Source organism: Pseudomonas haemolytica (genome assembly GCF_009659625.1).
GTDB lineage: Bacteria > Pseudomonadota > Gammaproteobacteria > Pseudomonadales > Pseudomonadaceae > Aquipseudomonas > Aquipseudomonas haemolytica.
In genome coordinates this window covers 596097-619235 of record NZ_VOIW01000002.1, presented here as the reverse complement: position 1 = coordinate 619235, position 23139 = coordinate 596097, and the positions used below count along the sequence as shown (strand labels likewise).

Here is a 23139-nt window from a genome sequence, read left to right as displayed (position 1 = left end):
ATGCCATTATTATGCTCCTATGATGATGTCAATGCATCAGGACTCATGTGATCAGTCACATAGGCCTCTCCCTTCGGGCATCTAGAAAATCCGCGCTGATTCAACGCCAGGCAGGATGTATTTAAGCCATTCAGCACCCTTCGAACCTGGCAGATCCTGATGTTCGTCGGTCTGCGCTGATTCACCCTCATTGGCTGTATAGCAGCTGTCACCGCTGCGCCTGCCATCAGGGTAGACAATAAACCCCCCGCGGCCTTTGTGACATTCGTGCAGATACACCGGCGAGAGCTCTCGTTGCTTATCAACGTGCGCATTCAAACGAGCGATATAAATACCCACCGAAACCGACAGGCAAACAATCAGCGCCATACAGGCTACCAACTGGTTGGTATAGCTGGCACCGACGTCATCAGGAGGTGCTGGCGACATAACACGACCCTGTCTGCTCAACGTTCTGGCCAACCAGAAACCAGCTGCTGCCTCCCAGGCGTGTCCGTTGAGCTTGCGGCGGCAGTATAGCGACCATCAGCGCGAGGAAAATCAAGGCTAACAGGGCGCCTTTGATCATCGAAGGCAGGTTCATGGCAGTGACGAGCTCTGGATAAGAAGAGCCTCAGCTTAAGCAGCAGCGGGTTAACGTCAGGTAAACATCCATAGAAATTGCTCAACCTCCGTTATGCTTCAACCCTCTGTGCAATACCTGTCCGAGGCATTTCCCCGTGCATATTCACCTGCTGCTGGTCGAGGACAACCTTGATCTGGCCACCACCGTCATCGAGTACCTGGAAATCAGCAGCATCGTCTGCGATCACGCCAGTAATGGCCAAACCGGGCTTAACCTGGCACTTGCCCAGCACTACGACGTGATTCTCCTGGACATCATGCTGCCCCGGCTGGACGGTCAGCAGCTATGCGAGCGTTTACGCCAGCAAGGCATCCAGACGCCCATCCTGATGCTGACCTCGTTGGACGCGTTGTCCGATAAGCTCGCCAGCTTTGCTGTTGGGGCCGACGACTATCTGGTCAAGCCGTTCGAACTGGCCGAGTTGGTGGCCAGGATTCGCGCCCTGAGCCTGCGGCGCAGCGGCCAAACCAATCGTCTGCAAGTCGACGACCTGGTAATGGAGCTCACCACCCGCAAGGTCAGCCGCGCCGGGCAAGAGCTGCATTTGTCACCCATCTGCTGGAGCTTGTTGGAGCACCTGATGCGCGCCAGTCCTGAACCTGTGCCCCGAGAACGCCTGGAAGCAAAAGTCTGGGGCGATGAGCCACCCGACAGCAATACGCTCAAAGTACACATGCATCGGCTGCGCAAGGCGGTAGACAAGCCCTTCGGCCGGCCGTTGATCCATACCCTGCCGGGTGTCGGCATTCAGGTAAAACCCCATGCGTAATGGCCTGAGCTTGAAATGGGTGATCAGCGGGAGTTTCCTGTTTCTGATTGCGGTGGTGCTGGTGATCTACAGCAGGCTGCTGCCTGAATTTACCGTGCGTGGCCTGTTCTATACCGCCAGCGCGATGATGGAAGAGGAAGCCCAGTACTTCGTCAGGCACTACAAGCAGGACCCGACCACGCCAACTCCGCACAATTATTTCTATACCAGCGTCATCGGGAAGGAGGCGTTGCCGCAGAACATCCGCCAGATGCTTGATGTACCGCCGAGCCTGTCCTTCGGCGCGGTGCATATCTTCGGCGATCTGTACTCCGATGATGACGACGCGCCGGTCCAGATAATCCTCGAACAGCCCCTGGGTGATGGCAAAACCCTTTATATGTATGACATCGACCATGATCAGGAAGTAGGAGGTGAGGTCGAGACCCCTCTGTCCGACGCCTATTTTGATCAGGTCATACAGAGCGTCACATTCATCAGCCTGGCGGTATTCGTACCGGCATTGATCATCATCGCCTTGCTGGTGTGGTGGTTGGTCCGCCCGCTGGGACGTTTGGTCCAATGGTCCGGGACGCTGAAAAACCCTGAAGCCCTGGCCAGCGAACGACCAGGTTTCAGCTTCAAGGAGTTCAATATGCTGGCCGACGCCCTGGCCAAAAGTGTCGAACAGGTGCAGGCCGCGAGCCAGCGTGAAGGCCGCCTATTGCGCTATACCAGCCATGAACTGCGAACGCCACTGGCGGTGCTCAAGGCCAATATCGAGCTGTTGGCCTTGCAGTCCGGCGGTGTCCTGCCATCCTCCTTGCAGCGTATCGAACGCTCTGTGCTGAATATGCAGCTTATCGCCGAGACATTGTTGTGGATGAGCCGCGAGCGTCCCGAACCGTTGCCCGAGGAAGACATTGACCTGAGCGAGTTGGTCGGTGAACTGATTGAGAAACATCGCTACCTGATCGGTAACCGGGATATCGAGCTGAGCATCGACATCCACAATGAACCTTGCCGATTACCCCCCACCGCGTGTCGCATCGTGATCGGCAACTTCCTGCGTAATGCGCTGCAATACGCGGAAGAGGGCAAAGTAGAAATCAGCTTCAAATACCCTCGGCTGCTTATTACCAACCACATTCAGGAGGCTAAGCCGCAAGAGGAATCCAGCGATTTTGGCTACGGTCTCGGGTTGCAGTTGATGCATCAGTTATGCGCAAAACTGGGCTGGCATATTGAGGTGATACGCGAGCAACAACGTTTCACCGTCGTTCTCGATGTCACCAGCTTGCGGGCCGTCGAGTCAGCCCGTTAACGGCTGACTGCGAGGGTGTGCGCCGCTATTGTTGGAACTGGGCTGGCGTGCCGTGACGAACGGGGGCTGCCGTAGAGGCGGCGATGTCCCAGGTCAGCAGCAGGTGGTTGATCGCCGCATTGATCTGTTCATGGGGCGTGTTATCCCGTGCCTGGATCGACACGCCTTGCAGGAAGCAATCAAACACGGTCGCCATCGCCTCTGCATTCAGCGTGTCCGGTAACTGACCGGCACGAATCGCCCGCTGCACACACGCAACAATCCCCGCTCGGGTTCGCGCCCGTGACTGGGTCAGCGCATCCACCACCCGCGCATGTTCCGGGCTCGGCGCGCTCATCACCCCCAGCGTCACCATGCAGCCCTTGGGGTGGGCGTTGTCGCACTGCATGCGCGCTGACTGGCGCAATGCGGTTTCGACGGCCCGACGTGGCGGCAGGCTTTCATCCCACAGGCATTCGGTGACTTGGGCGTAGGTCTCCAGGTAGCGCTGCACGCATTCATCGAACAGCGCTTCCTTGGAGCCGAACGCCGCATAGAAACTTGGCGCGGAAATACCGCCGCCCAGGCCAGCCTTGAGCTGCGCGAGGGAAGTGGCGTCGTAGCCGTGTTGCCAGAACAGGTGCAGGGCCTGTTCCACTGCTTGTTCGCGGTCGAAGTTACGGGGGCGGCCCATTTGTGCCATGGCGAAAGTCCTCTGGGGTAACGAGATAAATACTAGTCGATACATAAGTCGTTGACAACGCGGTGTTGTGCCGCGCAACATTTGTATCGATCAGTATTAAAGTCAGCCAAGGAGTTTCCCGTGACACCTTCACTCAGCTTATCCGCGTCGTCTGAACGCCTGCCCATCGGTGCCTTGCTCGCCTTGGCCATGACCGGCTTCATCTGCATCGTCACCGAAACCCTGCCCGCTGGGCTGTTGCCATTGATCAGCGCTGGCCTGGAGATTTCGCCGTCCATGGCCGGGCAGATGGTCACCGCTTATGCGCTGGGCTCGGTGCTGGCGGTGATCCCTATGACCATCGCCACCCGTGGCTGGCGCCGGCGCAATGTGCTGCTGCTGACCATCGTCGGGTTCCTGCTGTTCAACTCCATCACTGCGTGGTCGTCCCACTATGGCGTGACCCTGGTGGCGCGCTTCTTTGCGGGTGTTGCGGCGGGGCTGGCCTGGAGCCTGCTGGCGGGTTACGCGCGGCGTATGGTTGCGCCTCATCAACAGGGCAAGGCGCTGGCGTTGGCGATGGTCGGCACGCCGATTGCGCTGTCACTGGGCGTGCCGCTGGGCACCTGGCTCGGGGGCTTGGTGGGCTGGCGTAGCACGTTCGGCCTGATGTCGGCGCTGACCCTGGGGCTGATCGTGTGGGTGCTGGTGAAGGTTCCGGACTACCCACCGCAGCCCGCGCACCAGCGCCTGTCCTTGGGTAAAGTGTTGACCACCCCCGGTGTGCGCCCGGTGCTGGCAGTGGTGATCAGCTGGATGCTGGCTCACAACATGCTCTACACCTACATCGCCCCGTTTGTGGCGCCCGCTGGCTTGGCGGACCGGGTAGACCTGGTGCTGCTGGTGTTCGGCATTGCCGCGTTGGCGGGCATCTGGCTGACGGCTCGTTTGGTCGAGCCGCTGTTGCGCAAGACTGTGTTGGTGAGCCTGGGGACATTCGCGGCGATCTGCGTGGTGTTCGGTCTTCTCGGCAGGCAGCCAGAAGTGCTCTACCTCGGCGTGGCGGTATGGGGCTTGAGCTTTGGCGGTGCGGCCACCTTGCTGCAAACCGCCCTGGCCGATGCCGCAGGTGACGGTGCGGATGTGGCGTTGTCGCTGAACGTGGTGGCGTGGAACAGTGCGATTGCTGGCAGTGGTGTCGTCGGCGGGGTGCTGCTGGATCGTTGGGGCGTAGCCGCATTTCCGTGGGCGATGCTGACGTTGGCCATCGTCGCGCTGCTGATCGCCTGGTCGGCGCATGCCCATGGTTTCAAGCCGGGACGGCGGTCTGCCAATGGGCCTGGGGCGGTGGGGCACTGAAGGGCCCAGTGCGTAAGCGTGAGCGGTTTGCAAAAGGGCTGCACCGAACCGTTGGAGGTATACTTGCTGCCTCGCGATCGATCCAACCCAAACCCACTGAGATACCTCATGAGCGTCACTCTTCCCATGTCCCCCGCACGCAAGCCCGTCGCGCCACTGATAGCTTTTATCATCCTGGTGGCGGGCGCCCTGTTCCTGCAAAACACCGTTGGCGCACGCCAAGTGCTGTTGCTGGTGGTCGGCGCCGCCTTGGGCCTGACCCTGTACCACGCCGCCTTCGGTTTTACTTCGGCCTGGCGCGTATTTATCAATGACCGGCGTGGCGCGGGCTTGCGTGCGCAGATGGTGATGCTGGCGGTGGCGGTGGTGTTGTTTTTCCCGGCGCTCGGCGCGGGTACCTTGTTCGGCCAGCCGGTGGTCGGGCTGGTAGCGCCGGCCGGTGTGTCGGTGGTGTTCGGGGCGTTTATCTTCGGGATCGGCATGCAGCTGGGCGGCGGGTGTGCATCAGGCACCTTGTTCACCGTGGGCGGCGGTAATGCGCGCATGTTGGTGACGCTGCTGTTCTTTATCTGTGGTTCGTTGATCGCCACTCACCATGTTGACTGGTGGTTTGCACTGCCGTCGTTTCCGGCGGTTTCCATCGTTAAGAGTTTTGGTGTGCTGCCGGCGTTGGTCCTGAGCCTGGCGGTATTCGCGCTGATTGCAGTGGTCACAGTGCGTCTGGAAAAGCATCGCCACGGCCAGCTTGAACAAGGCGTGCAAAGCGAGCACCAAGGGCTGCGCCGCTTCTTGCGTGGGCCTTGGCCGTTAGTGTGGGGCGCGGTTGCCCTGGCGCTGCTCAACTACGCCACCCTGGCCCTGGCCGGGCGGCCGTGGGGCATTACCTCCGCGTTCGCGCTGTGGGGCGCCAAGGTCGCAAGTGGGTTGGGTGTGGATGTGGCGAGCTGGGCCTTCTGGCAGATGCCGGGCAATGCCAAGGCCTTGGCCGCACCGGTGTGGGAAGACATCACCAGCGTCATGGATATCGGCATTGTCCTCGGCGCGCTGCTGGCCGCAGGCCTGGCCGGGCGTTTCGCGCCCAGCCTGAATATTCCGGCGCGCTCGTTGATCGCGGCGGTGATCGGCGGTCTGCTGCTTGGCTACGGTTCGCGCCTGGCCTACGGCTGCAACATCGGCGCTTATTTCAGCGGTATCGCTTCGGGCAGCCTGCATGGCTGGGTGTGGCTGGTGGCGGCATTTATCGGCAACACCGTGGGCGTGCGCTTTCGGCCCTTCTTCTTTGCGGGCGAACGACCCCAGGTGGCCTTGAGTGGCTGCTGAACAACTCGCCCATATTCGCCTGGCGCGAGCGGAGGATGCCGTGTTATTGCCCGGCATTGAGCGCTCTGCTGCCCAGGCATTCCGGATGATCGGTCGGTTGAATTGGCTGGCGGATGCCGAGCCGATCAGCTTCGATCGTCATCGGCAGTGGATCGCACTATCGACCTGTTGGGTTGTCGTCGACGCGCACGCCCAGCCTCAAGGTTTTCTCAGCGCAGAGCGTATGGGTGACGACCTTCATATCCATGAGGTATCAGTGGCCTTGCCGCTGCAAGGCCAAGGGTGGGGGCGAAAACTGATTGAGACGGCGATGGATCATGCGCGCGCCCATCACCTGCGTGCGGTGACGCTGACCACCTTTGAGCACGTGCCGTGGAATGCGCCGTTCTATCGGCGCCTAGGCTTTCAAACCCACCAGGATCAGCGCTTGGCCAACATCCTGGCGCAGGAGTATGCCCTAGGCTTTGAACCGGGGAGTCGATGCGCAATGGCCTGGCACCCGGGGCTATGTCCGCAGCCGTCCACTCGGTGAGTTCGCAGGCTAGCGCTTCAGCTGGGCGTTTCAGCGCCGGTCGTTGACTCTGGATTGGCCTGCGCCTCCAGCTTTGCGCGGTCCGCTTTACTGATGTATTTCTCTTTGCTTTTCGGCGCCAATTTAGCGCTGGCCTTTTTGGCTTTGGCCTTGAAGAGTTGCTGTAGTTTTTTCTGGCGGTTCATGTCTTTTTGCCTGATGGGTAAAGGCTTGGATGATATCAGTTTAAAAACCGCACCAAGTCGGCCGCTTTCTCGCCGATCATGATCGCGGCGGCATTGGTGTTGCCGGTAACCAGCGTCGGCATGATCGACGCATCGGCGACCCGCAAGCCTTGCAAGCCGTGAACCCGCAATTGATCGTCGACCACGGCCATGGGGTCATTGCCCATTTTGCAGGTACCCACCGGGTGAAACACGGTCCCCAGGTTTTCCCTGATCCACTGCTCGATCTGCGCTGTGCTGCTGACGTTCGGCCCAGGCACTAATTCACCCTGCAGGCGTTTGGTAAAGGCTGGGGTTGCCGCCAACCGACGTACCAGGCGAAAACCTTCGACCAAGGTGTGCAAATCATCCGGATGGCTGAGGAAGTTGCCCTCGATCAGCGGCCTGTCCTGTGGGTCGGCTGAGCGCAGGCGCACGCGACCACGGCTTTTGGGATGCATCACCGCGACATGCAAGCTGATGCCATGGCCTACGGGAATCAGGCGTTGGGGCTGGTTCTTCAAGGCCGGAGCCACGATCAAGCCCAACTGCGGGGCGGCGTCGGCCGGGTGGAGGCGTAAAAAAGCACCGGATTCGACGGTGTTCGACGTCAATGGCCCGCGACGCGCTGCCAGGTATTGAAACGGTGCGGCCGCCAGCGGCAACACCCCACGTAGCGACAGCCCGTATCCCAGATCACTGTCGCTGCGGTACATCAAGACAATGTCTTGATGATCCTGCAGGTTTTGCCCGACGCCCGGCAGTTCGTGGCGCTGGGTAATTGCGTGGCGTGCCAGTTCTTCGGCGGGTCCGATACCGGACAGCAACAACAGTTGCGGCGAGTTGATGCTGCCAGCGCTGAGGATGACTTCACGCCGGGCCTTGAGTGTGAACGTGCGGTCTCCCTGGCTGACTTCAACCCCCTCGGCGCGAGAGCCATCGAGTAATACGCGATGGGTGAGGGTTTCGCTGAACACGGTCAGGTTGGTTCGCGGCAGCGCCGGGTAGAGGAATGCCCGAGCGGCACTGCAGCGTTCACCGTTGATCTGGGTGACGTGAAACGCGCCATAGCCTTCCTGTTCCGCACCATTGAAGTCGTCGTTGTAGTGCCAGCCCATCTGCGCGCCTGCCTCATGAAACACGGCGTTGACCGGCGCCAGGCTGCGTTGTCGGGCGACATTCAGTCCGCCGTTCTGCCCATGCCAGGGTGAAGGGCCTGGCTCGAAATGCTCGGAGCGCTGAAAGTACGGCAACAGGGCGTCGTAGCCCCAGCCGCGGTTTCCAGCGGCTTCCCATTGGTCGTAGTCGCTGCGGTGCCCGCGCACATAGATCATGCCGTTGATTGCACTCGAACCGCCCCAGACTCGCCCGCGAGGGCAGGGGATCGGTTTGTCAGCGCTGCTCGGTTGGGGTTCGAACTGATGCATCCAGTTCCATCGCGGGTTGGCGATCAAGCGGATAATGCCCGCCGGCGTGCGAATGTACGCGCCCGGAAAAAGCTTGCGATCACTGGGCCCGGCCTCCACCAGGCACACAGAAACTCCAGGCTCGGTGGACAGTCGGTTAGCCAGCACACAGCCGGCTGAACCTGCGCCGACTACGATGTAGTCGAACGTGTGCGCAGGGGATTGGGTCATGACAATTACCTCGTTGACGATAAAAAACTTCACAGCCCCAGCAGGGAGCCGACATCCAGCATCACTTGCAGCCCCACCACAAAACCATTGCCGCTCAGTTCCCGCGCGCCGGGGTTGTAGAAATTGTCTGGATTGATCAGGTATTGCACGCTCGGCTCAATGGACAGGTTGCGGCTCAGCGCAACGTGCGCGTTGGCTTCGAGGGCGTAGACGTCCCGTTCGCCCAGGCGCGGGTTGCCGTTGTTGTCGGTCCGTAGCTGCTGTTGGAAAGCCAATTGGTGAGGGTTGACCCGCAGGTAGCTGGTCTTGACGTTGAGCTTGTCCTGGGGCCGGTCGAAGGGCGCGAGGTAGGTCAGCCCGGCTTCGGCAAAATGGCTGAAGGGCTGCTTGTCATCGGCGGCCGCCGACAGCGAACCGAACACCTGCAAACCTTGCAGGTTGGCGCGCCACAGCGTCTGGCGGAATTTGAAGAAGGCCCCGGCAGTGCCGTGGTCGCTGGCTGCGGTCAACGGGTCGACCTGCCTGGCGGTATTGAAGTAAGCGTTGAGCTCGTATTGCGTGGTGTCATCCCCCGGCTTGCTGCCGAGCCCCAGCAGGACGCTGGTGCCGCTGGCGTCTTCGGTGCTGAAATCCAGGCCGTTGCGTTTTTTCAGGTAGTCCATCGGGTTGGATTCGAACACCCCCGCGTGCACGTACAGGCTGGGGTTTACCTGGTATTTCAGGTAGCCGCCCCAGGCGCCATACGGCGGTGGCAGCACGCCGGTGGACGCGTCGATGATCGGGTCGTTGCAGGTGACCACGGTGTCGCAGTTGTAGATATAGAAATAGCGCCGGGCGTTGGTGCGGCCCACGTGCAGGTCGAGTCGGCCGTCGAGCCATTGGTGTTCGACGGTCAGCAGGCTCAGTTGGTTGCTGGTGATGTCGTTGTGAATCGGCGCCCCGGCAAAGTAGCTGCCGGCAGCGCCTTGCCAGTTGCGTGACGTCGGTTGCCCGGTGCCCTGGTCGAGAATGAACAGGGTTTCTTCGATATGAATGGCGGAACTGTCCAGGCCGGCGAGGGGGCCGAGGTTGATGTCGGCGCCGATGAACAGATCGCCACTGTTGCCGAAACTGTGGGGCCGCGGGCCGGTATCGAGGTTCTTCATCGACAGGCTCCAGAACTGCACATGGGGCTGGATGCCGTAGCCGGCCAGTTGTTCGCCCAGGTCAGCCAGCGGGCCTTCGCGGGTTTGCGCCCACGCCTGGGGAAGCAGGGATACGGCGAGCAAACAAATGCACAAACGCAGTGGAGTGTTCATGGTCAGGGACTCTTTTTATTGTTGTTGTGACGAGCGGGTGTTTCATTGATGGGCCAGGGACGGCGTGGGGTTGACCAGCACTTTGATCTGGCTCTTGTCGGCAGACAGGCCCTCGAAACCGTGTTCGATGGCATGCTCCAGTGCCACGCTGAGGGTGACGATGCGGGCCAGGTCCAGGCGCCCGCTGGCCAGCAACGCGATCAGTGCCGGGTAGGCATGGCGATAACCGACGCTGCCCAGCAGCCGCAACTCGTGGTTGACCAGATGGAAGGCGTCGATCTGCACCTCACCCATCAACCCCACCAGCACTGCTTCGCCGCCTTTGCGCAGGCAGTGCAGGGCATGGGTCAAGGTCTGTTGGCTGCCGGCGGCCTCGAACGCGGTGTTGATACCGCCGTCGCTCAGGGCACGCAGGCGCTGCTGCAGGTCAGGGTCGCGGCCATCGAGCGCTTCCCTGGCCCCGAGTTCACGGGCCAGCTGCAAGCGCTGGGGGTTGATGTCCACCGCGTAAACCCGCGCTACACCGCGCAGCCGGGCAAGCATGATCAACAGCAGGCCGATTGGCCCCAGGCCGAACACCACGCAACTGTCGCCGGCTTGCAAACTGCTTTGATTCAGCGCATGGAAGGCCACGGCGGCGGGCTCCAACACGGCGGCTTGCTTGAAGCTCACCGTGTCCGGCAACGGATGGAGCATGTAGACCGGCACCACCACCCGCTCGGCAAAACCGCCGTGACCCATCAGCCCGATGAAGCCCATGGACTGGCACAGGTTGTAGCTGCCCTCCAGGCAATACGCGCACGTGCCGCAGCGGTACTCTGGCTCGACCGCCACACGGCTGCCGAGGTGCACGTGGTGGACGCCGTCGCCAAGGGCAACCACCTGGCCGCAGAATTCGTGGCCCAGTGTCATCGGTGCACGGCAACCCGAAAGGGGATGGGGCGTGTGTTGGGGAATCGAGTGCGGGCCGTCCTGGTATTCGTGCAGGTCGCTGCCGCAAATCCCGCAGTAGGCCACTTGCACCAGCACTTCGCCAGGCCCGGGGGAGGGTTCGGGTAGGTCGGTCAGGCGCAAGTCTTTGGCGGCATGCCAACGCAATGCTTTCATGGTTGGTTTCCTTGCAGGATTGGGGTGGCGGGCAATCGACGGCGCAGTACTGCGGGGGCGGTTTCCTTGAGGAACAAGGCCAGCACAGCGGCCAGCAACGCACCGCCACAGGACATCCACATCACGATGGACAGGCCGAATCGATCGGCAGCAAAACCGGCCACGGTCGGCGCGACAAAGCCCCCCACTAGCTCACCAACGCCCATGATCATGCCCAGGGCGGTGGCCATCACTTCGCGGGGAACGGTCTCGGCGGGAATGGTCGCCATAAACAACGTGAAGCAGCCAAGCCCGGTGTAGGTCAGTACCATCAGTACGCCGAGCATCAACGGCGACGGCGCAAACAGCAGGGCCAGCGGGCAGCACGCGGCAACCAGTGAAAACAGCACCAGCGTCGGGCGGCGGCCGATGCGGTCGGAAATCGCCGGTACCCCAAACCCCCACAGCACCCAGGCGGCGCCCAGGCAACTCATGATCGCGCCCATGCTCGGCGGGCTATAGCCGCGAACGCTGACCAGGAACGTGGGGGTGAAGGAGATCAGGATGATGAACCAGGTCAGGAACACGCAGCTGATCAGGGTGCAGAGCACGATATTGCGGCTTTTCAGCAAGGCCAGGCGGTTGCCGGCTGGCGGTTCGCTGACCCTTGGCGCCTGGCGCGGTTCGTCGTTGCGCACATAGCGCCAGATCAGCCAGGCAATCAGCAGCCCTGGCACCAACGACACAATGAATGCATGGCGCCAACCATAGGCTTCAGCCAGGGCGATCAACACCGGTGGCCCGATCACAGCGCCCAAAAGGCCGGCTGCCGAACCCTGCAACAACCCCATGTTCAGGCCCCGTCGATGGGGCGACGACGCTTCAACCATCAACGACTGAGACAGCGGCAGAATTGGCCCTTCGGCCAGGCCCATGATCCCGCGAAACAGCAGCAGGCTGAGAAACCCAGTGACCAGCCCCGACAGCGCTGAGCACAGGGAAAACAAAATGACCGCGATGATCAGCAGCGGCTTGCGCACACCACGGCGGTCTGACCAGGCCCCCACCAACGCGCCGGACAGCGCCCAGGCCAAGGCGAGTACTGAGGACAGCATGCCCAAGTGGCTATTGCTCAGTTGCAGTTCGTTGGCCATGAACGGAAACAGAAACGCGAGGGCCAAACGGTCGAAAAACACGAAGCCAAAAGTGAGGAACAGTACGCACAGCAAGGTGTTTTCGTAACCGGCTTTATTATTGTTGTCAGCCATGGTGGTTCTCCGAAACAACGGGTTTAGCGGAACAGGCGGTCCACCGCGTCAGCGCCCAGGCCGACCTTGTCGTAGTGTTTGCGGCACAGGTCGATGTAGGAGTGCACATCGAAATAGCCGTTGGGCTCACCGGCTTCGTCGAGCCAGATCAGCGGGCCCTTGACGATGAAAAACACGCGCATTGGCTCCGGGTGGTCATAGGCCACCAGCGTGTGGCCTTCGCCCGGGGTCTCGTAGACAAAATCGCCTGCGGTGGCGGTCCAGTCGTGCTCCAGATAGCCCCACTTGCCCGAAAGGGTGTAGGCGAACACTTCGTGGGGGTGGTAGTGCCGATTGACCAGGCCCGCGTGGCTGGACATTAAAATGTCGCACCAGCGGTTTTCGCTGGGGGAAATCCACAGTGGGCGTGAAGAGACGGTTTCGGTGAACGGCACATACAGCCGCAAGTCGTCGCTGGCGGCGTTAGGCAGGTACACCTCGGGCTTGGCGTCGGGCTTGAAGCAGTTGGCGATTGGCTGCAGGTCTTTCCAAAATTCGGTATTGGCTGATTCGGGCATGTTCGGCCTCTGCTTGTGGGGGATGCAGGGCCACTTTAGGGCGCTAAGGCGTGGGCAGTTTGATCGCAACCGACCAGATGCTTGCCTGTATCGGACGCGGCTTCGGCCGGGTGTCCGGTGGTCGTTTACGCCGGGGCAATGAGTTGACACTCCGGGTTGTTCAGATATTAATGAGTTCTGTGCAAACCCCGAATTTGGCCCTGCCTGGGCCAGGGCAACTTCCCGCTGCCATGAGAAGAATAAAAATGACTCCATGCGCCATGCTCGACACTCGGCGAGCCAGTACCGACAGCATCCCCCTCGACCAGCGCCTGGCCTTTTGGGAGCAATACAACGCGTCCACGCTGGTGGGCCTCAAATGTTCGTCGTACAGCGATGCCGGGTTTACCGCGACCCAGGACAACCTGAGCCTGGATAGCATGCGCCTGGCACATATCGTCGGGAATGAACACGTGGTAGAGCGCGATGGCTCGATGATTCGCGCAGTGCCCAAGGCTTCGATTTTCGTGTCGTTGGTGACGGGCAGCGGTTCGTTTTTCTTTCAGAACGGCCACTGCCAGTTACTGGAGCCCGGCGAGTTGATGGTCTATCGCACCGACAAGCCTTACTTGTTCGGATTTTCCGGGCCGATGCGCCAATTCATTTTCGATGTGCCCCAGGACGTCTTTGCCAGTCGCTGTTTGAGCCGTTTTGACCATGCGTTGAAAATCAGTGCCCACACGGGCGTGCAGCGCTTGTTGCTGCGCACCCTCGGCGAACGCACCCGCAGCTTTTTCCAACACCCCTTGAGCCAGGATGCGGGGAGCTATCAGGACGACGCATTCGAGTTATTGGGAAACATCATCGCCGGGCAGGTGGGGCACCGCCGGATCAACGCCTTGAGCGCTTCCTACCTGTTGGCCGCCAAACAATGCATTCGGGATCAATTGGCCGACCCGACCTTGAGCTGTGAGCGGGTGGCGGTCCAGACCGGGATCTCTGCCCGGCACCTGGCGCGGCTGTTTGCCTTGGAGGACACCCAGCCCCGACGTTTCATCCAGGAAAAACGCTTGCAACTGGCTCACGCATTGTTAAGCAGCCAACAGGTCAGGGGGCTGGATGTGGGCGAGGTTGCCTACCGCCACGGGTTTACCAGCCAGGCGCATTTCTCCCGGGCGTTCAAGGCGCGTTACGGGCAGACCCCCAGTGAAGTGCGTGCGGCCACCTTGGGTAGTTAGCGCGCGACCAAGCGGTGGGCTGGGTCGCTTTTTTGCGGCAATCTGTGCATTGAACGGTGTAGCGTTTTGCCAATAATCAGGCCGGGTACTCAGCACAAACGGAAGACCCCGATGAGCATCCACACCCGCACTAAACGCACCACCGTCCCGCAACTGGTCGCAATGAAAGGCCAGCAGAAAATCGTCTCCCTCACCGCGTACACCAGCGCTATCGCCAAGCTGATTGACCCGATTGTCGACTTCATTCTGGTCGGTGACTCCACGGCCATGGTCGGCTATGGCCGTGCCTCGACGTTGAGCATGCAGCTCGAAGAAATCATCGGCCACACCCGGGCGGTGGTCGACAGCACGCGATTGGCCTGCGTGATCGCCGACATGCCGTTTGGCAGTTACCAGGAGTCCAACGAGCAGGCCTTTCGCAACTGCGCCCAGGTGCTGGCGCGCACGGGGTGCGATGCCGTCAAGTTGGAAGCCAACCAGGCGTTGGCGGGCACGGTTGAGTTTCTGGTGGCGCGCGGTATTCCAGTGATGGCCCATGTGGGGCTGATGCCGCAGTTCGTCAATGTGATGGGCGGGTTCAAGGCCCAGGGGCTCACCGCCGAAACCGGCGCAGTGATTGCCGCAGATGCCCGCGCCAACCTGCAGGCGGGTGCTTTCAGCCTGTTGTTGGAAGGCGTGGCTGAGGGCGTGGCGCGGCAGATCACCCTGGACTCAAGTAAACCCACGATCGGTATCGGGGCATCGCCGGCGTGCGACGGCCAGGTGTTGGTCACCGAGGATGTATTGGGTTTGGGCGGCGGGTCGATGCCGCGCTTCGTCAAACAGTACGCGGATGTTGGTACGGTGATCCGCGATGCCTGCGAGCGGTTTGCCGATGATGTGCGCCATGGCCGTTTCCCCGAAGACCGGCATTGCTATGGACTTTGACGCAGCGCCTGGGCCAGTTGCTTGACGGCCTGGGCAATGTCTTTGCTCCAGTCGAGGGTGTAGCTCAGGCGCAGGTGATGGGGCCAGGCGCCATGTTGGCTGAACAGTTCGCCGGGGGCGATGACGATGCGCTGGTTCAGCAAGTGCTCGAACACCTGGCGCATCTCGACCGGGCGCGTGGCCTCAAGCCAAAAGCTTGCGCCACCGTGGGGTTCAACCACTCGCCAAAGGTCATCGCCGTGGGTGTGCAGCAAGGCTTTGAGCTGCATCATGCGTTCCAGCAGCAAAGCCCGCAACGCCTTCAGATGAGTGTCGATGCGCTTGGACGTGAACAGCTTGGCAATGGCTTTCTGGCGGATCGGCGAGAGGCGAAAGCCGCGCTCCAGGAACAGCCGCTGCAGCTGTGCCCCAGCGCCGCGACACAGCACATAGCCGTAGGGCGCCTCCGAGCCGATGACTTTGTCGAAGGTCGAGAACACCAACAGTTTCTGCGGGTCGGCGTAATCGCGATAGCGTGCTGGTTGTGGGCCAAAGTACAGCTCGCCGTAGGTGTCGTTTTCGAACAGCCAGATCCCGCGCTGGGTTAATTGCGTGCAGATCTGCTGTTTATCCTGCGCCGGCATTATCCCGCCCTGGGGACTGTTCACGGTCGATGACAGCACCGCCAGCCGAATGGGCTCACGCTGCAGCAACGCGCTGAGCGCAGCCAGATCGAAACGCCCCTCCACATTGAGCGGCAGCTCGATCACGCGGATGTTCGCCGCCTGCAATTGCCGCAGGATCGCCCACGAACACGGTGACTCCACCAGCGCGAGCGTGCCCGCCAGGTCCAGGGCATTGAGCGCAACCTCGAGCACACTGTGCAGGTCCGAGCCGATATACACCTGGTCGGCCTGCCAGTAGTGCTCGGTGGAACGGCTGCAGCGTTCGGCCAAGGCGGCGCGCAATTCGGGCTCGCCCAATGGCAGATACAGCGGTGCCAGTGAGCGCGGGTATTGTCGGGCCAGTTCACGCTCCAGCATCAACAACGGCTGCTCCAGCGACAGCAGCATCGCCGGGGCATCGCTGCTCAGGGCCAGCGTGCCGGGCTGGCGTGCGTTGGCGAAGACCTGATCGAGCAAAGGTGATGAGGCTTGGGTGAGGGCGGGAGCCGCGCTCGGCGTGATGAAATACCCGAGCTTGGGTTTGGACTGGATCCGTCCTTCGTCTTCGAGCAACGCATACGCGTACTTGGTGGTCGACACCGACACGCCCAGGCGCTGGGCCAGTTGGCGCAAGGACGGCAATTTGCGTGCGCCATCGGCAGGGCTGGCCTCGATCAACTCGATGAGGTAGCGGTACACCGCTTGATAGGCGAAGGTGGTTTTTTTGCCGCTATTCATCGCCGTGGTCCTGGATTGATAGGCTCAGCGTGCCAGGAACTCGCTGATCAGCGTGATCACCTGTTGCTGGATGATTGGCCGTGGCCGCTGGGACATAAAGCTGAAGTGGTTGGCGTCGCGGATCTCCACGTACTGCGTCGAGGCGTTTGGCAACGGGCGCAGCATGACTTGAAACGGGCGGTTTAGGTAGAGGGGAAGCGGGACTACGAAGTGGCTGACGGAGTCCTACTGCTCGGTATTACAGATGGGGACTTCGTGTTTTTAGGAAGCGGCCGGCTTACTTGAAGCTGTAAATCATGCAGTGTTGAGGCGTGAATCCTCCTGATGTATCGACACTGACCTTTAATTCAAGGGTGAAAATCATGAGTGCGTCACTTGGTTCGAAGCCGATGTATGGTCTGTCTGTGCGTAGTTATTTAGTCTTTTTATTAATTGGAATGACTTTGTTTCCCTAGCGTTATTAATCGATCGCGGGTGCACTCATGGTAAATATCAATGTTGATAGGTCGTTAACGAGTAACCGCCTGGGAAGCACTGTTGCCCGTGACTCAACCCCAGCCTCGGTATCGTCTGTTCAAGACAATGGCGACGCGCCCACCGTTGTTAAAGTTGAAGCCGATTCCGTCAGCACCTTATCGATACTGGCGAGGCAATTAAGTGACGCTGCTAGCCGTGACGCCCGCCTCCGCCAAGTAGACCCAGGACACAACCTCTCCAATCCGCTCGACGCGATCAGCGACGAAAGATATTTCGCTGACAAGACTCAGCATGATGCTGAAGTTCCCGATACTCACGTTCTGGCATTACTTGAGCGCGCTAAACGAGCCACCGCCTTCGCTAACGGTTTTGCCAGTAACCCTTTTAAAGGCCTTACGGTCGATCAATTGACTCTGATTGCTCGCGACGAAAGCGGTGTGTTCACCGTCAACGAACGGCGTGCAGCCTGGCAGGAGATTCGCCTGAATGAACAGCGGGTCAGCGCGTCTTCAGGTTCGGTCATCGGGCGTGAACTCATGATTTCTCGGCTCTTCCTTGGACATGAACCTGCGGTGGCTGAAGGCACCCTGACCCTTAGCAACATGGCCCAAAGCAATTACGACTTCCTTACTCGTGATGATCGCAGTCTGCTGTCAGAAATGTACGTTTATGCGCAGGAGCAAGGTGCCGACCTGGCGTATGTCGACATGCTGGCCTACGACCTCGGCAACTATCGTCATCACGATAACGGTCGCCAGCTTTTGAGCGGTAACAATGGCTACAATCAGGAGGGGCGCCGGGTGACGTTCAACTTCAAGGAGCATGACGTAGCTACGGCATCACGCATTCTGAACGGCTCGGCAATTGACTCTACCCGCCTCGAACAGAGTTTTTTGCGTCATGTCCTGAACCCGGACTTCGGCGCGCTGAGCAACATGGGTAGCATTGCCTTCCTCGAACAAATGGTCCTGAAATTTTCCACTGGAGGTACCACGCAAGCTTCTCTGGGCAGGGAGTTCGCTACTTACACGCCGATAAGTGTCAATGACAATAGGGTGGTCACAGTGGCCGAAGAGGTAACGCTCACATTCGATGACCCCGTGCTTATCAACACGGATGGCATCTGGACCATCACCGAAAAAGGCAAGGCAGCGGGTTACATGATGGCCCCGGCGACCGGAAAGCCGCGTCGGGCCGTGGCGCCTTCAGTTGAAGACAGGCAGTCGCGCAGTGTCGTCGTGGAGGCCGCAACCGGCCCCTTGAAGACGCGCTCTCTGGTAGACACCCTGGCAGATAGCCTTGATCGGCCCACCGCGCGATGGCGCTGGCCTGGGCATTTACTGAAATTGATGAAAAATCAAAAAACCTGATTAAGGGGGGGATTTTCAAGGCCAAGGAAAATCGCCGAGTCGTCTTGAAGGAGTATGAAGGCTCGGCAATCTTTTGACGTAATGGACGTTTAGCTACCCGCTACAGCAGCCTCCCGTTCCATCAGCTTATCCACCAGCAACATCCCCAGCTCACTCAATTGATGAATCGCCAGCGCTACATCTCGCTGTTTTCCCGTCAGCTCATCCGACAGGTCAAGCAGCAACGCGGTGACCGAAGAAAAAGTTTCATAGCTATTGGCAATCAGCATTTCGGGGTTGGCATCGTCGGCAACGCAGAAAAGCGTGGTCGAGGGTGGAGGAGGTTGGGGCGGTTCGGCGTCGGCGTTGAGGTAGTGATCAATCGCACGGTGTGCCGCCTGATTAAGTTTCAGGTCGGGATCGTTTGGAGGGTTTGGCGTGACTTTGAACATATGCGCAATTCCTGGCTAGGGCTGACACCGATTCGCTACTAAACGAAAGGGTGGCAGCTGTACGCAGGTTAGTAGACCGGGGAATTACGCAAAACCGGCGCACCCGAAGGTGCCCTACGCACAGCCGCCATCAAGCACAGACAGGAATGTCTAATGGATGAAGCTGGTGCACTAAGCGTAATTCAACCAAGGGCTACTAAACCCGATCACTGAGTTTTCAGCGACCGGGCAACCTTAGAGACGCTCACTCCAGCGCACAAGCCGGCGGATTCTGACGCAACTGTAGGCAAGGGAGCAAGGCGCTGTCGCCTCGCGCTTCCTTGTTTGTTTGAACGGGCTCTTCAGGCGTCAAAGAAACAAGCGCTAATAGTATCGAGCGGCTGCTTGTGCGGGTGCTGGACTAGGATTTTTTCTTCCGGGTCTCGCCGGGATTAAAAATTCACTGGTATCTAAAAGGAGTAGCCAGTAGGCTACATGTGACTCTGTGACCAATACGATCGGCAGGACGCCCGAGTTCGATATATGGCTCGACGGTATGAGGGATGTGTGGGGGAAAACGGCCGTTCTGACGCGGTTGGATCGGGCCGAAGAAAACAACTTCGGCGATTGCGAGTCTGTAGGCGACGGCCTGAGTGAAATGCGTGTTTTCGTCGGGCCCGGCTACAGGATTTACTTTGTTCGCACGGGTATCACCGCTTACCTGATGCTGTGGGGAAGTGACAAAACCGGTCAGAAAAGAGGAATCAAACGGGCAAAAGAGATTCTCGATGCCCTACGAGGTCAATGAAATGAGCGAATCGAAATTCAAACCCGAGGACATGCCGATCCTCGATCTTGATACGTCCAAGACCCGCGTCTATGAAGCCTCGCGCTTCCTCGACAGCCCGGAAACCATCAGCGCTTATCTGGCGCACAGCATGAAGTCTCAAGACCCGCAGGTACTCATGAAGGCGCTTGCCGAGGTCGCCAAGGCCCAGGGCGTGAACAAGGTTGCCGAGGCGGCGGGGGTGAATCGGGAGAGCCTGTATAAAACCCTAAAGGGCGGCTCCAAGACGCGTTATGAAACGGTCCAGAAGCTGATGGTGGCATTAGGTGTGGAACTGACGGTGCAACCGATTGCCGCGACCACAATTAAAAAAAAGGCCGTCATCGGCAAACCCTGATGGACCAATAAGGGGACGGTTCTATTGGATTGAAAATAGATACGTCCCCTTTTGTCGTCCTTTTTTCCTTACGAACGTGATAAGGCGATTCACGAGAGAAGTTGTGTTCATTTGCGCCTGGCCCTGTAGGAAGTCGACCATTGGTAGCGTAGGTTGTTTCCATAGCACTGGTTTTATATCCAGTGTTTTCAGGGTTATGCCCTCATGAAGCGAAAACGAGTGAGAAATGGGCCTGTGGCAAAAAAAAGCAACTCCGTTAGTTTGAGGTCCTCTCCTTCAAGAAAGGAGAGTTCTTAATCACTAGCAATGGAGTTACAAAATGAACAAACCACAAACCCAGACACCTCTTCGCCATGGTCGTGTCACATCCCCCTCCAGCCGTGGCGCGGTCGCCGTGGAACTCGGCCTGCTGGCTACCTGGCAGGTCAATGAAATGGAAGGCGGCAAGAACTTCCCGGCACTGGTGGCCGGTCCGTTCCCGGCGCCTTATCAAACCGACAGTGACAGCGTCACCCCACCCGCCGACGGCTTCATCCTCAGCGGCGGCAAGACCGATGCCCGTGACTGCATCAACTTCACCAACGAGGAAATGGCCAAGAAACTCAACCGCGCCTTCACCTGGCCACTGCTCAATGTCGAGCCGGGTCAGACCTTCAAGGTCACCTGGGAATACACCGCGCCGCACACCACCCGTGGCTATCGCTGGCTGATCACCAAGGATGGCTGGGATCCGAAACAGCGCATCACCCGCGCACAACTGGAAACCCAGCCATTCGCCGAAGACTTCTATACCCAGGTGCCGTACTTCAGCCATGCAGGCGAACTGAAGGCCAAGGTCAATCATGAAGTCAAACTGCCGGCCAACAAAAAGGGCCAGCATGTGATTGTATTGATGTGGATCGTCGCCAACACCGGCAACGCTTTCTATCAAGCCTTCGACGTGGACTTCAAATAAGCCCGCGCCGTTAAACCCACACGTTCTGAAGGATTAGAACATGTCAAATATTGACTTTACCTTACTGAAATCACCGCTGAACGATGCCGCTTCGCTGATGCCGAGCATAGCCGGCAAAAAAATCCTCATGGGCTTCTGGCACAACTGGCCTGCCGGCCCGAGCGACGGCTACCAGCGTGGCCAGTTCGCCAATATGAGCCTGGCGGACGTACCAAGGGATTACAACGTGGTGGCCGTGGCCTTCATGAAGGGCAACGGGATCCCGACCTTCAAGCCGTACAACCTGTCCGACGCCGAGTTCCGCCGCCAGGTCGGCGTGCTGAACAGCCAGGGCAGGGCGGTGCTGATTTCCCTTGGCGGCGCCGATGCGCACATCGAGCTGCATAAAGGCAACGAACAGCCACTGGCCAACGAGATTATCCGCCTGGTGGAAACCTATGGCTTTGATGGCCTGGACATCGATCTTGAACAGAGCGCGATTGATTTCGCCGACAACAAGACTGTCCTGCCCGCCGCGTTGAAACTGGTCAAGGACCACTACGCCGGTCAAGGCAAACACTTCATTATCAGCATGGCGCCGGAGTTTCCGTATCTGACCACCGCCGGCAAATACGTCGGTTACATCCAAGCGCTGGAAGGCTATTACGACTTCATCGCCCCGCAGTATTACAACCAGGGTGGCGACGGGATCTGGGTGCAGGAGGTCAACAACGGCAGCGGCGCCTGGATTGCCCAGAACAACGACGCGATGAAAGAGGACTTCCTGTTTTACCTGACCGAAAGTCTGGTGAGCGGAACGCGCGGGTTTACCAGAATCCCGGCAGACAAGTTCGTCATTGGCCTCCCCGCGAACGTCGACGCGGCCGCCACCGGTTATGTGATCAACCCCACAGCCGTGACCAATGCATTCAAGCGTTTGGACGACAAAGGATTGTCGATCAAGGGCCTGATGACCTGGTCGGTGAATTGGGACAACGGAATCAGCAAAGACCACGTGCCCTACAACTGGGAATTCAGCCGCCGTTATGGGCCGATGATCAATGGCACTGATCTCTCTGGCCTCGAGCAGGAAGCGGCGGATCTCGAAGTCGCCAATCGGCAGTAGCGCAAAGAGGCCTCTGGCAGACGTGCCGGATGTCAGACAGCCAGGCTTCTGACCTGACTGTTGGCTTTATGAAATAAAATCCGATGCCTGTCTGGGCATCGGATTTTTTGCGTCACGCTCAAATCGCGGTGAGCGTTCATAAAGCCGATTTACCGCACCAGGCAAGGCTGCTTGTTGTTAAAGGTCCAACCCGGAATCAAAAACTGCATCGCCGCACTGTCATTCCGCGCCCCAAGGCCCATGCCTTTGTACAGCTCATGGGCCTTGGCCACGGCGTCCATGTCGATATCCACACCCAGGCCTGGCTTGGCCGGCACCTTCACGTAACCTCCTTCGATCTTCAGCGGTTCCCGGGTCAGGCGCTGGCCGTCCTGCCAGATCCAGTGGGTGTCGATGGCGGTGATCTCACCGGGCGCGGCAGCCGCCACTTGGGTGAACATCGCCAGGGAAATATCGAAGTGGTTGTTGGAGTGCGAGCCCCAGGTCAGGCCCCAGTCGTTGCACATCTGCGCGACGCGCACCGAGCCCTGCATCGTCCAGAAGTGCGGGTCGGCGAGGGGGATGTCCACCGATTGCAGTTGGATGGCGTGGCCCATCTCACGCCAGTCAGTGGCGATCATGTTGGTCGCGGTCTTCAGGCCCGTGGCGCGGCGGAATTCGGCCATGACTTCACGGCCCGAGTAGCCGTTTTCCGCGCCGCACGGGTCTTCGGCGTAGGCCAGCACGTGATGTTGGTCGCGGCACAGGCGGATGGCTTCTTTCAATGACCACGCGCCGTTGGGGTCGAGGGTGATGCGCGCATCGGGAAAGCGTTCAGCCAGCGCGGTGACCGCTTCGATTTCAGCATCGCCACTCAATACGCCGCCCTTGAGCTTGAAGTCGTTGAAACCGTATTTGGCTTTGGCGGCTTCGGCCAGGCGTACCACGGCGTCGGCGGTCAGGGCTGTTTCATGGCGCAGGCGGAACCACGCGTCGTCGCTGTCGGCCTCATTGCGGTACGCCAGATCGGTGGCGTTACGGTCGCCGACGTAGAACAGGTAGCCGAGCATTTTCACCGCATCACGCTGCTGCCCCTCGCCGAGCAGGGCGGCCACCGGCACTTCGAGGAACTGGCCCAGCAGGTCGAGCAGCGCGGCTTCCATGGCGGTGACGGCATGAATGGTGATGCGCAGGTCAAAGGTTTGCAGGCCGCGACCCGCGCAATCCCTCGACGCAAAGGTGCTGCGCATCTGGTTGAGTACGCGCTGGTACTGGCCAATCGGCTGGCCGATCACCAGGCTGCGCGCGTCTTCCAGGGTTTCGCGGATGCGCTCGCCACCGGGCACTTCACCCACGCCGGTGTTGCCCGAGCTGTCCTTGAGAACCACGATATTGCGCGTAAAGAACGGCCCATGGGCGCCGCTCAGGTTGAGCAGCATGCTGTCGTGGCCGGCCACGGGGATGACTTGGAAATGGGTGACGACGGGAGTATTCATGGCAAGTTCCTAAGGAGGC

22 protein-coding genes and 2 pseudogenes are annotated in these 23139 nt (G+C 59.7%); 12 read left to right on the top strand and 12 right to left on the bottom strand.

Annotated elements, in window-relative coordinates; translation table 11 throughout:
• Nucleotides 1-81: 81 nt before the first annotated feature.
• A complete protein-coding gene (locus FRT59_RS09145) occupies nt 82-429 on the bottom strand; it encodes a hypothetical protein (RefSeq protein WP_153871013.1) in 348 nt (115 codons plus the stop codon).
• 290 nt (nt 430-719) lie between these two features.
• Between FRT59_RS09145 and FRT59_RS09140 the strand changes: the two genes are divergently transcribed.
• Both FRT59_RS09140 and FRT59_RS09135 read left to right on the top strand, forming a co-directional pair.
• Nucleotides 720-1394, top strand: a complete 675-nt coding sequence (locus FRT59_RS09140; protein WP_034116929.1) for a response regulator transcription factor — start codon at nt 720-722, stop codon at nt 1392-1394.
• The gene (locus FRT59_RS09135; RefSeq protein ID WP_153838049.1) at nt 1387-2697 is read left to right on the top strand and encodes a sensor histidine kinase; all 1311 of its coding nucleotides are present in this window, start codon (nt 1387-1389) and stop codon (nt 2695-2697) included. The genes FRT59_RS09140 and FRT59_RS09135 overlap by 8 nt, the downstream gene beginning before the upstream one ends.
• Nucleotides 2698-2722: 25 nt before the next feature.
• On the opposite strand, the gene FRT59_RS09130 is transcribed toward FRT59_RS09135, so the two are convergent.
• Nucleotides 2723-3379, bottom strand: a complete 657-nt coding sequence (locus FRT59_RS09130; protein ID WP_153838048.1) for a TetR/AcrR family transcriptional regulator — start codon at nt 3377-3379, stop codon at nt 2723-2725.
• 120 nt (nt 3380-3499) lie between these two features.
• Between FRT59_RS09130 and FRT59_RS09125 the strand changes: the two genes are divergently transcribed.
• The 3 genes from FRT59_RS09125 to FRT59_RS09115 all read left to right on the top strand — a co-directional run bounded on the left by FRT59_RS09125 (nt 3500) and on the right by FRT59_RS09115 (nt 6569).
• Entirely contained in the window at nt 3500-4717 is a 1218-nt protein-coding gene (locus FRT59_RS09125; RefSeq protein WP_198809644.1) for an MFS transporter, read from the top strand.
• 108 nt (nt 4718-4825) lie between these two features.
• Nucleotides 4826-6037: a YeeE/YedE family protein gene (locus FRT59_RS09120; protein ID WP_153871011.1), complete on the top strand. Its 1212-nt coding sequence runs from the start codon at nt 4826-4828 to the stop codon at nt 6035-6037.
• A complete protein-coding gene (locus tag FRT59_RS09115; RefSeq protein ID WP_198809643.1) occupies nt 6027-6569 on the top strand; it encodes a GNAT family N-acetyltransferase in 543 nt (180 codons plus the stop codon). The genes FRT59_RS09120 and FRT59_RS09115 overlap by 11 nt, the downstream gene beginning before the upstream one ends.
• 17 nt (nt 6570-6586) lie before the next feature.
• Here FRT59_RS09115 and FRT59_RS09110 read toward each other — a convergent pair whose 3' ends face one another.
• From FRT59_RS09110 to FRT59_RS09085, 6 genes are read right to left on the bottom strand one after another with little or no spacing between them, the layout of a single operon-like run.
• Entirely contained in the window at nt 6587-6754 is a 168-nt protein-coding gene (locus FRT59_RS09110) for a DUF2986 domain-containing protein (RefSeq protein ID WP_153871010.1), read from the bottom strand.
• A 35-nt stretch (nt 6755-6789) separates the two neighbouring features.
• Nucleotides 6790-8409: a GMC family oxidoreductase gene (locus FRT59_RS09105; protein WP_153871009.1), complete on the bottom strand. Its 1620-nt coding sequence runs from the start codon at nt 8407-8409 to the stop codon at nt 6790-6792.
• 29 nt (nt 8410-8438) lie between these two features.
• Entirely contained in the window at nt 8439-9707 is a 1269-nt protein-coding gene (locus FRT59_RS09100; protein ID WP_153871008.1) for a carbohydrate porin, read from the bottom strand.
• Between the two features lie 42 nt (nt 9708-9749).
• Nucleotides 9750-10814: a 2,3-butanediol dehydrogenase gene (locus tag FRT59_RS09095; protein ID WP_153871007.1), complete on the bottom strand. Its 1065-nt coding sequence runs from the start codon at nt 10812-10814 to the stop codon at nt 9750-9752.
• On the bottom strand, nt 10811-12061 hold the full coding sequence (locus FRT59_RS09090) for an MFS transporter (RefSeq protein ID WP_153871006.1): 1251 nt from the start codon (nt 12059-12061) through the stop codon (nt 10811-10813). The genes FRT59_RS09095 and FRT59_RS09090 overlap by 4 nt, the downstream gene beginning before the upstream one ends.
• A 23-nt stretch (nt 12062-12084) precedes the next feature.
• Nucleotides 12085-12618: a 2,4'-dihydroxyacetophenone dioxygenase family protein gene (locus tag FRT59_RS09085; protein ID WP_034116918.1), complete on the bottom strand. Its 534-nt coding sequence runs from the start codon at nt 12616-12618 to the stop codon at nt 12085-12087.
• A 245-nt stretch (nt 12619-12863) separates the two neighbouring features.
• Here FRT59_RS09085 and FRT59_RS09080 point away from each other — a divergent pair, with 245 nt between their 5' ends.
• Together FRT59_RS09080 and panB are read left to right on the top strand one after the other, a co-directional pair.
• Nucleotides 12864-13835: a helix-turn-helix domain-containing protein gene (locus tag FRT59_RS09080; RefSeq protein ID WP_034116917.1), complete on the top strand. Its 972-nt coding sequence runs from the start codon at nt 12864-12866 to the stop codon at nt 13833-13835.
• A gap of 111 nt (nt 13836-13946) precedes the next feature.
• Nucleotides 13947-14762, top strand: a complete 816-nt coding sequence (gene panB, locus FRT59_RS09075; RefSeq protein WP_153838039.1) for a 3-methyl-2-oxobutanoate hydroxymethyltransferase — start codon at nt 13947-13949, stop codon at nt 14760-14762.
• On the opposite strand, the gene FRT59_RS09070 is transcribed toward panB, so the two are convergent.
• Together FRT59_RS09070 and FRT59_RS09065 are read right to left on the bottom strand one after the other, a co-directional pair.
• Nucleotides 14750-16144 carry an aminotransferase-like domain-containing protein gene (locus FRT59_RS09070; protein ID WP_153871005.1) on the bottom strand — a complete coding sequence of 465 codons (1395 nt, stop codon included), beginning with the start codon at nt 16142-16144 and terminating at the stop codon, nt 14750-14752. The genes panB and FRT59_RS09070 overlap by 13 nt on opposite strands.
• 24 nt (nt 16145-16168) lie before the next feature.
• A pseudogene (locus tag FRT59_RS09065) lies at nt 16169-16309 on the bottom strand (dienelactone hydrolase); the annotation flags it as partial.
• Nucleotides 16310-16626: 317 nt separating this feature from the next.
• Here FRT59_RS09065 and FRT59_RS09060 point away from each other — a divergent pair.
• Nucleotides 16627-17991 (top strand): hypothetical protein, encoded by a 1365-nt coding sequence (locus FRT59_RS09060; RefSeq protein ID WP_153871004.1) that lies wholly within the window; start codon nt 16627-16629, stop codon nt 17989-17991.
• Between the two features lie 89 nt (nt 17992-18080).
• Here the strand turns inward: FRT59_RS09060 and FRT59_RS09055 are convergent, their stop codons facing one another.
• Nucleotides 18081-18422, bottom strand: a complete 342-nt coding sequence (locus FRT59_RS09055) for a DUF6124 family protein (RefSeq protein ID WP_153871003.1) — start codon at nt 18420-18422, stop codon at nt 18081-18083.
• Nucleotides 18423-18906: 484 nt separating this feature from the next.
• Between FRT59_RS09055 and FRT59_RS09050 the strand changes: the two genes are divergently transcribed.
• From FRT59_RS09050 to FRT59_RS09035, 4 genes and pseudogenes are all read left to right on the top strand, one after another.
• On the top strand, nt 18907-19209 hold the full coding sequence (locus FRT59_RS09050) for a type II toxin-antitoxin system RelE/ParE family toxin (RefSeq protein ID WP_198809642.1): 303 nt from the start codon (nt 18907-18909) through the stop codon (nt 19207-19209).
• A 1-nt stretch (nt 19210) separates the two neighbouring features.
• On the top strand, nt 19211-19585 hold the full coding sequence (locus FRT59_RS09045) for an addiction module antidote protein (protein ID WP_153871140.1): 375 nt from the start codon (nt 19211-19213) through the stop codon (nt 19583-19585).
• 319 nt (nt 19586-19904) lie between these two features.
• Entirely contained in the window at nt 19905-20540 is a 636-nt protein-coding gene (locus tag FRT59_RS09040) for a lytic polysaccharide monooxygenase auxiliary activity family 9 protein (protein WP_034116912.1), read from the top strand.
• 40 nt (nt 20541-20580) lie between these two features.
• A pseudogene (locus FRT59_RS09035) lies at nt 20581-21618 on the top strand (chitinase); the annotation flags it as partial.
• Nucleotides 21619-21794: 176 nt separating this feature from the next.
• Here FRT59_RS09035 and gudD read toward each other — a convergent pair.
• Nucleotides 21795-23120, bottom strand: coding sequence for a glucarate dehydratase (gene gudD, locus FRT59_RS09030; protein ID WP_153871002.1), 1326 nt, complete (start codon nt 23118-23120; stop codon nt 21795-21797).
• Nucleotides 23121-23139 lie beyond the last annotated feature (19 nt).

What these genes read in the sequence shown, in the direction of transcription:
- FRT59_RS09145 (WP_153871013.1), bottom strand. Translation starts at nt 429, where the DNA reads ATGTCGCCAGCACCTCCTGATGACGTCGGTGCCAGCTATACCAACCAG.
- FRT59_RS09135 (WP_153838049.1), top strand. Translation starts at nt 1,387, where the DNA reads ATGCGTAATGGCCTGAGCTTGAAATGGGTGATCAGCGGGAGTTTCCTG.
- FRT59_RS09130 (WP_153838048.1), bottom strand. Translation starts at nt 3,379, where the DNA reads ATGGCACAAATGGGCCGCCCCCGTAACTTCGACCGCGAACAAGCAGTG.
- FRT59_RS09120 (WP_153871011.1), top strand. Translation starts at nt 4,826, where the DNA reads ATGAGCGTCACTCTTCCCATGTCCCCCGCACGCAAGCCCGTCGCGCCA.
- FRT59_RS09110 (WP_153871010.1), bottom strand. Translation starts at nt 6,754, where the DNA reads ATGAACCGCCAGAAAAAACTACAGCAACTCTTCAAGGCCAAAGCCAAA.
- FRT59_RS09105 (WP_153871009.1), bottom strand. Translation starts at nt 8,409, where the DNA reads ATGACCCAATCCCCTGCGCACACGTTCGACTACATCGTAGTCGGCGCA.
- FRT59_RS09100 (WP_153871008.1), bottom strand. Translation starts at nt 9,707, where the DNA reads ATGAACACTCCACTGCGTTTGTGCATTTGTTTGCTCGCCGTATCCCTG.
- FRT59_RS09095 (WP_153871007.1), bottom strand. Translation starts at nt 10,814, where the DNA reads ATGAAAGCATTGCGTTGGCATGCCGCCAAAGACTTGCGCCTGACCGAC.
- FRT59_RS09090 (WP_153871006.1), bottom strand. Translation starts at nt 12,061, where the DNA reads ATGGCTGACAACAATAATAAAGCCGGTTACGAAAACACCTTGCTGTGC.
- FRT59_RS09085 (WP_034116918.1), bottom strand. Translation starts at nt 12,618, where the DNA reads ATGCCCGAATCAGCCAATACCGAATTTTGGAAAGACCTGCAGCCAATC.
- FRT59_RS09080 (WP_034116917.1), top strand. Translation starts at nt 12,864, where the DNA reads ATGACTCCATGCGCCATGCTCGACACTCGGCGAGCCAGTACCGACAGC.
- panB (WP_153838039.1), top strand. Translation starts at nt 13,947, where the DNA reads ATGAGCATCCACACCCGCACTAAACGCACCACCGTCCCGCAACTGGTC.
- FRT59_RS09070 (WP_153871005.1), bottom strand. Translation starts at nt 16,144, where the DNA reads ATGAATAGCGGCAAAAAAACCACCTTCGCCTATCAAGCGGTGTACCGC.
- FRT59_RS09060 (WP_153871004.1), top strand. Translation starts at nt 16,627, where the DNA reads ATGGTAAATATCAATGTTGATAGGTCGTTAACGAGTAACCGCCTGGGA.
- FRT59_RS09055 (WP_153871003.1), bottom strand. Translation starts at nt 18,422, where the DNA reads ATGTTCAAAGTCACGCCAAACCCTCCAAACGATCCCGACCTGAAACTT.
- FRT59_RS09045 (WP_153871140.1), top strand. Translation starts at nt 19,211, where the DNA reads ATGAGCGAATCGAAATTCAAACCCGAGGACATGCCGATCCTCGATCTT.
- FRT59_RS09040 (WP_034116912.1), top strand. Translation starts at nt 19,905, where the DNA reads ATGAACAAACCACAAACCCAGACACCTCTTCGCCATGGTCGTGTCACA.
- gudD (WP_153871002.1), bottom strand. Translation starts at nt 23,120, where the DNA reads ATGAATACTCCCGTCGTCACCCATTTCCAAGTCATCCCCGTGGCCGGC.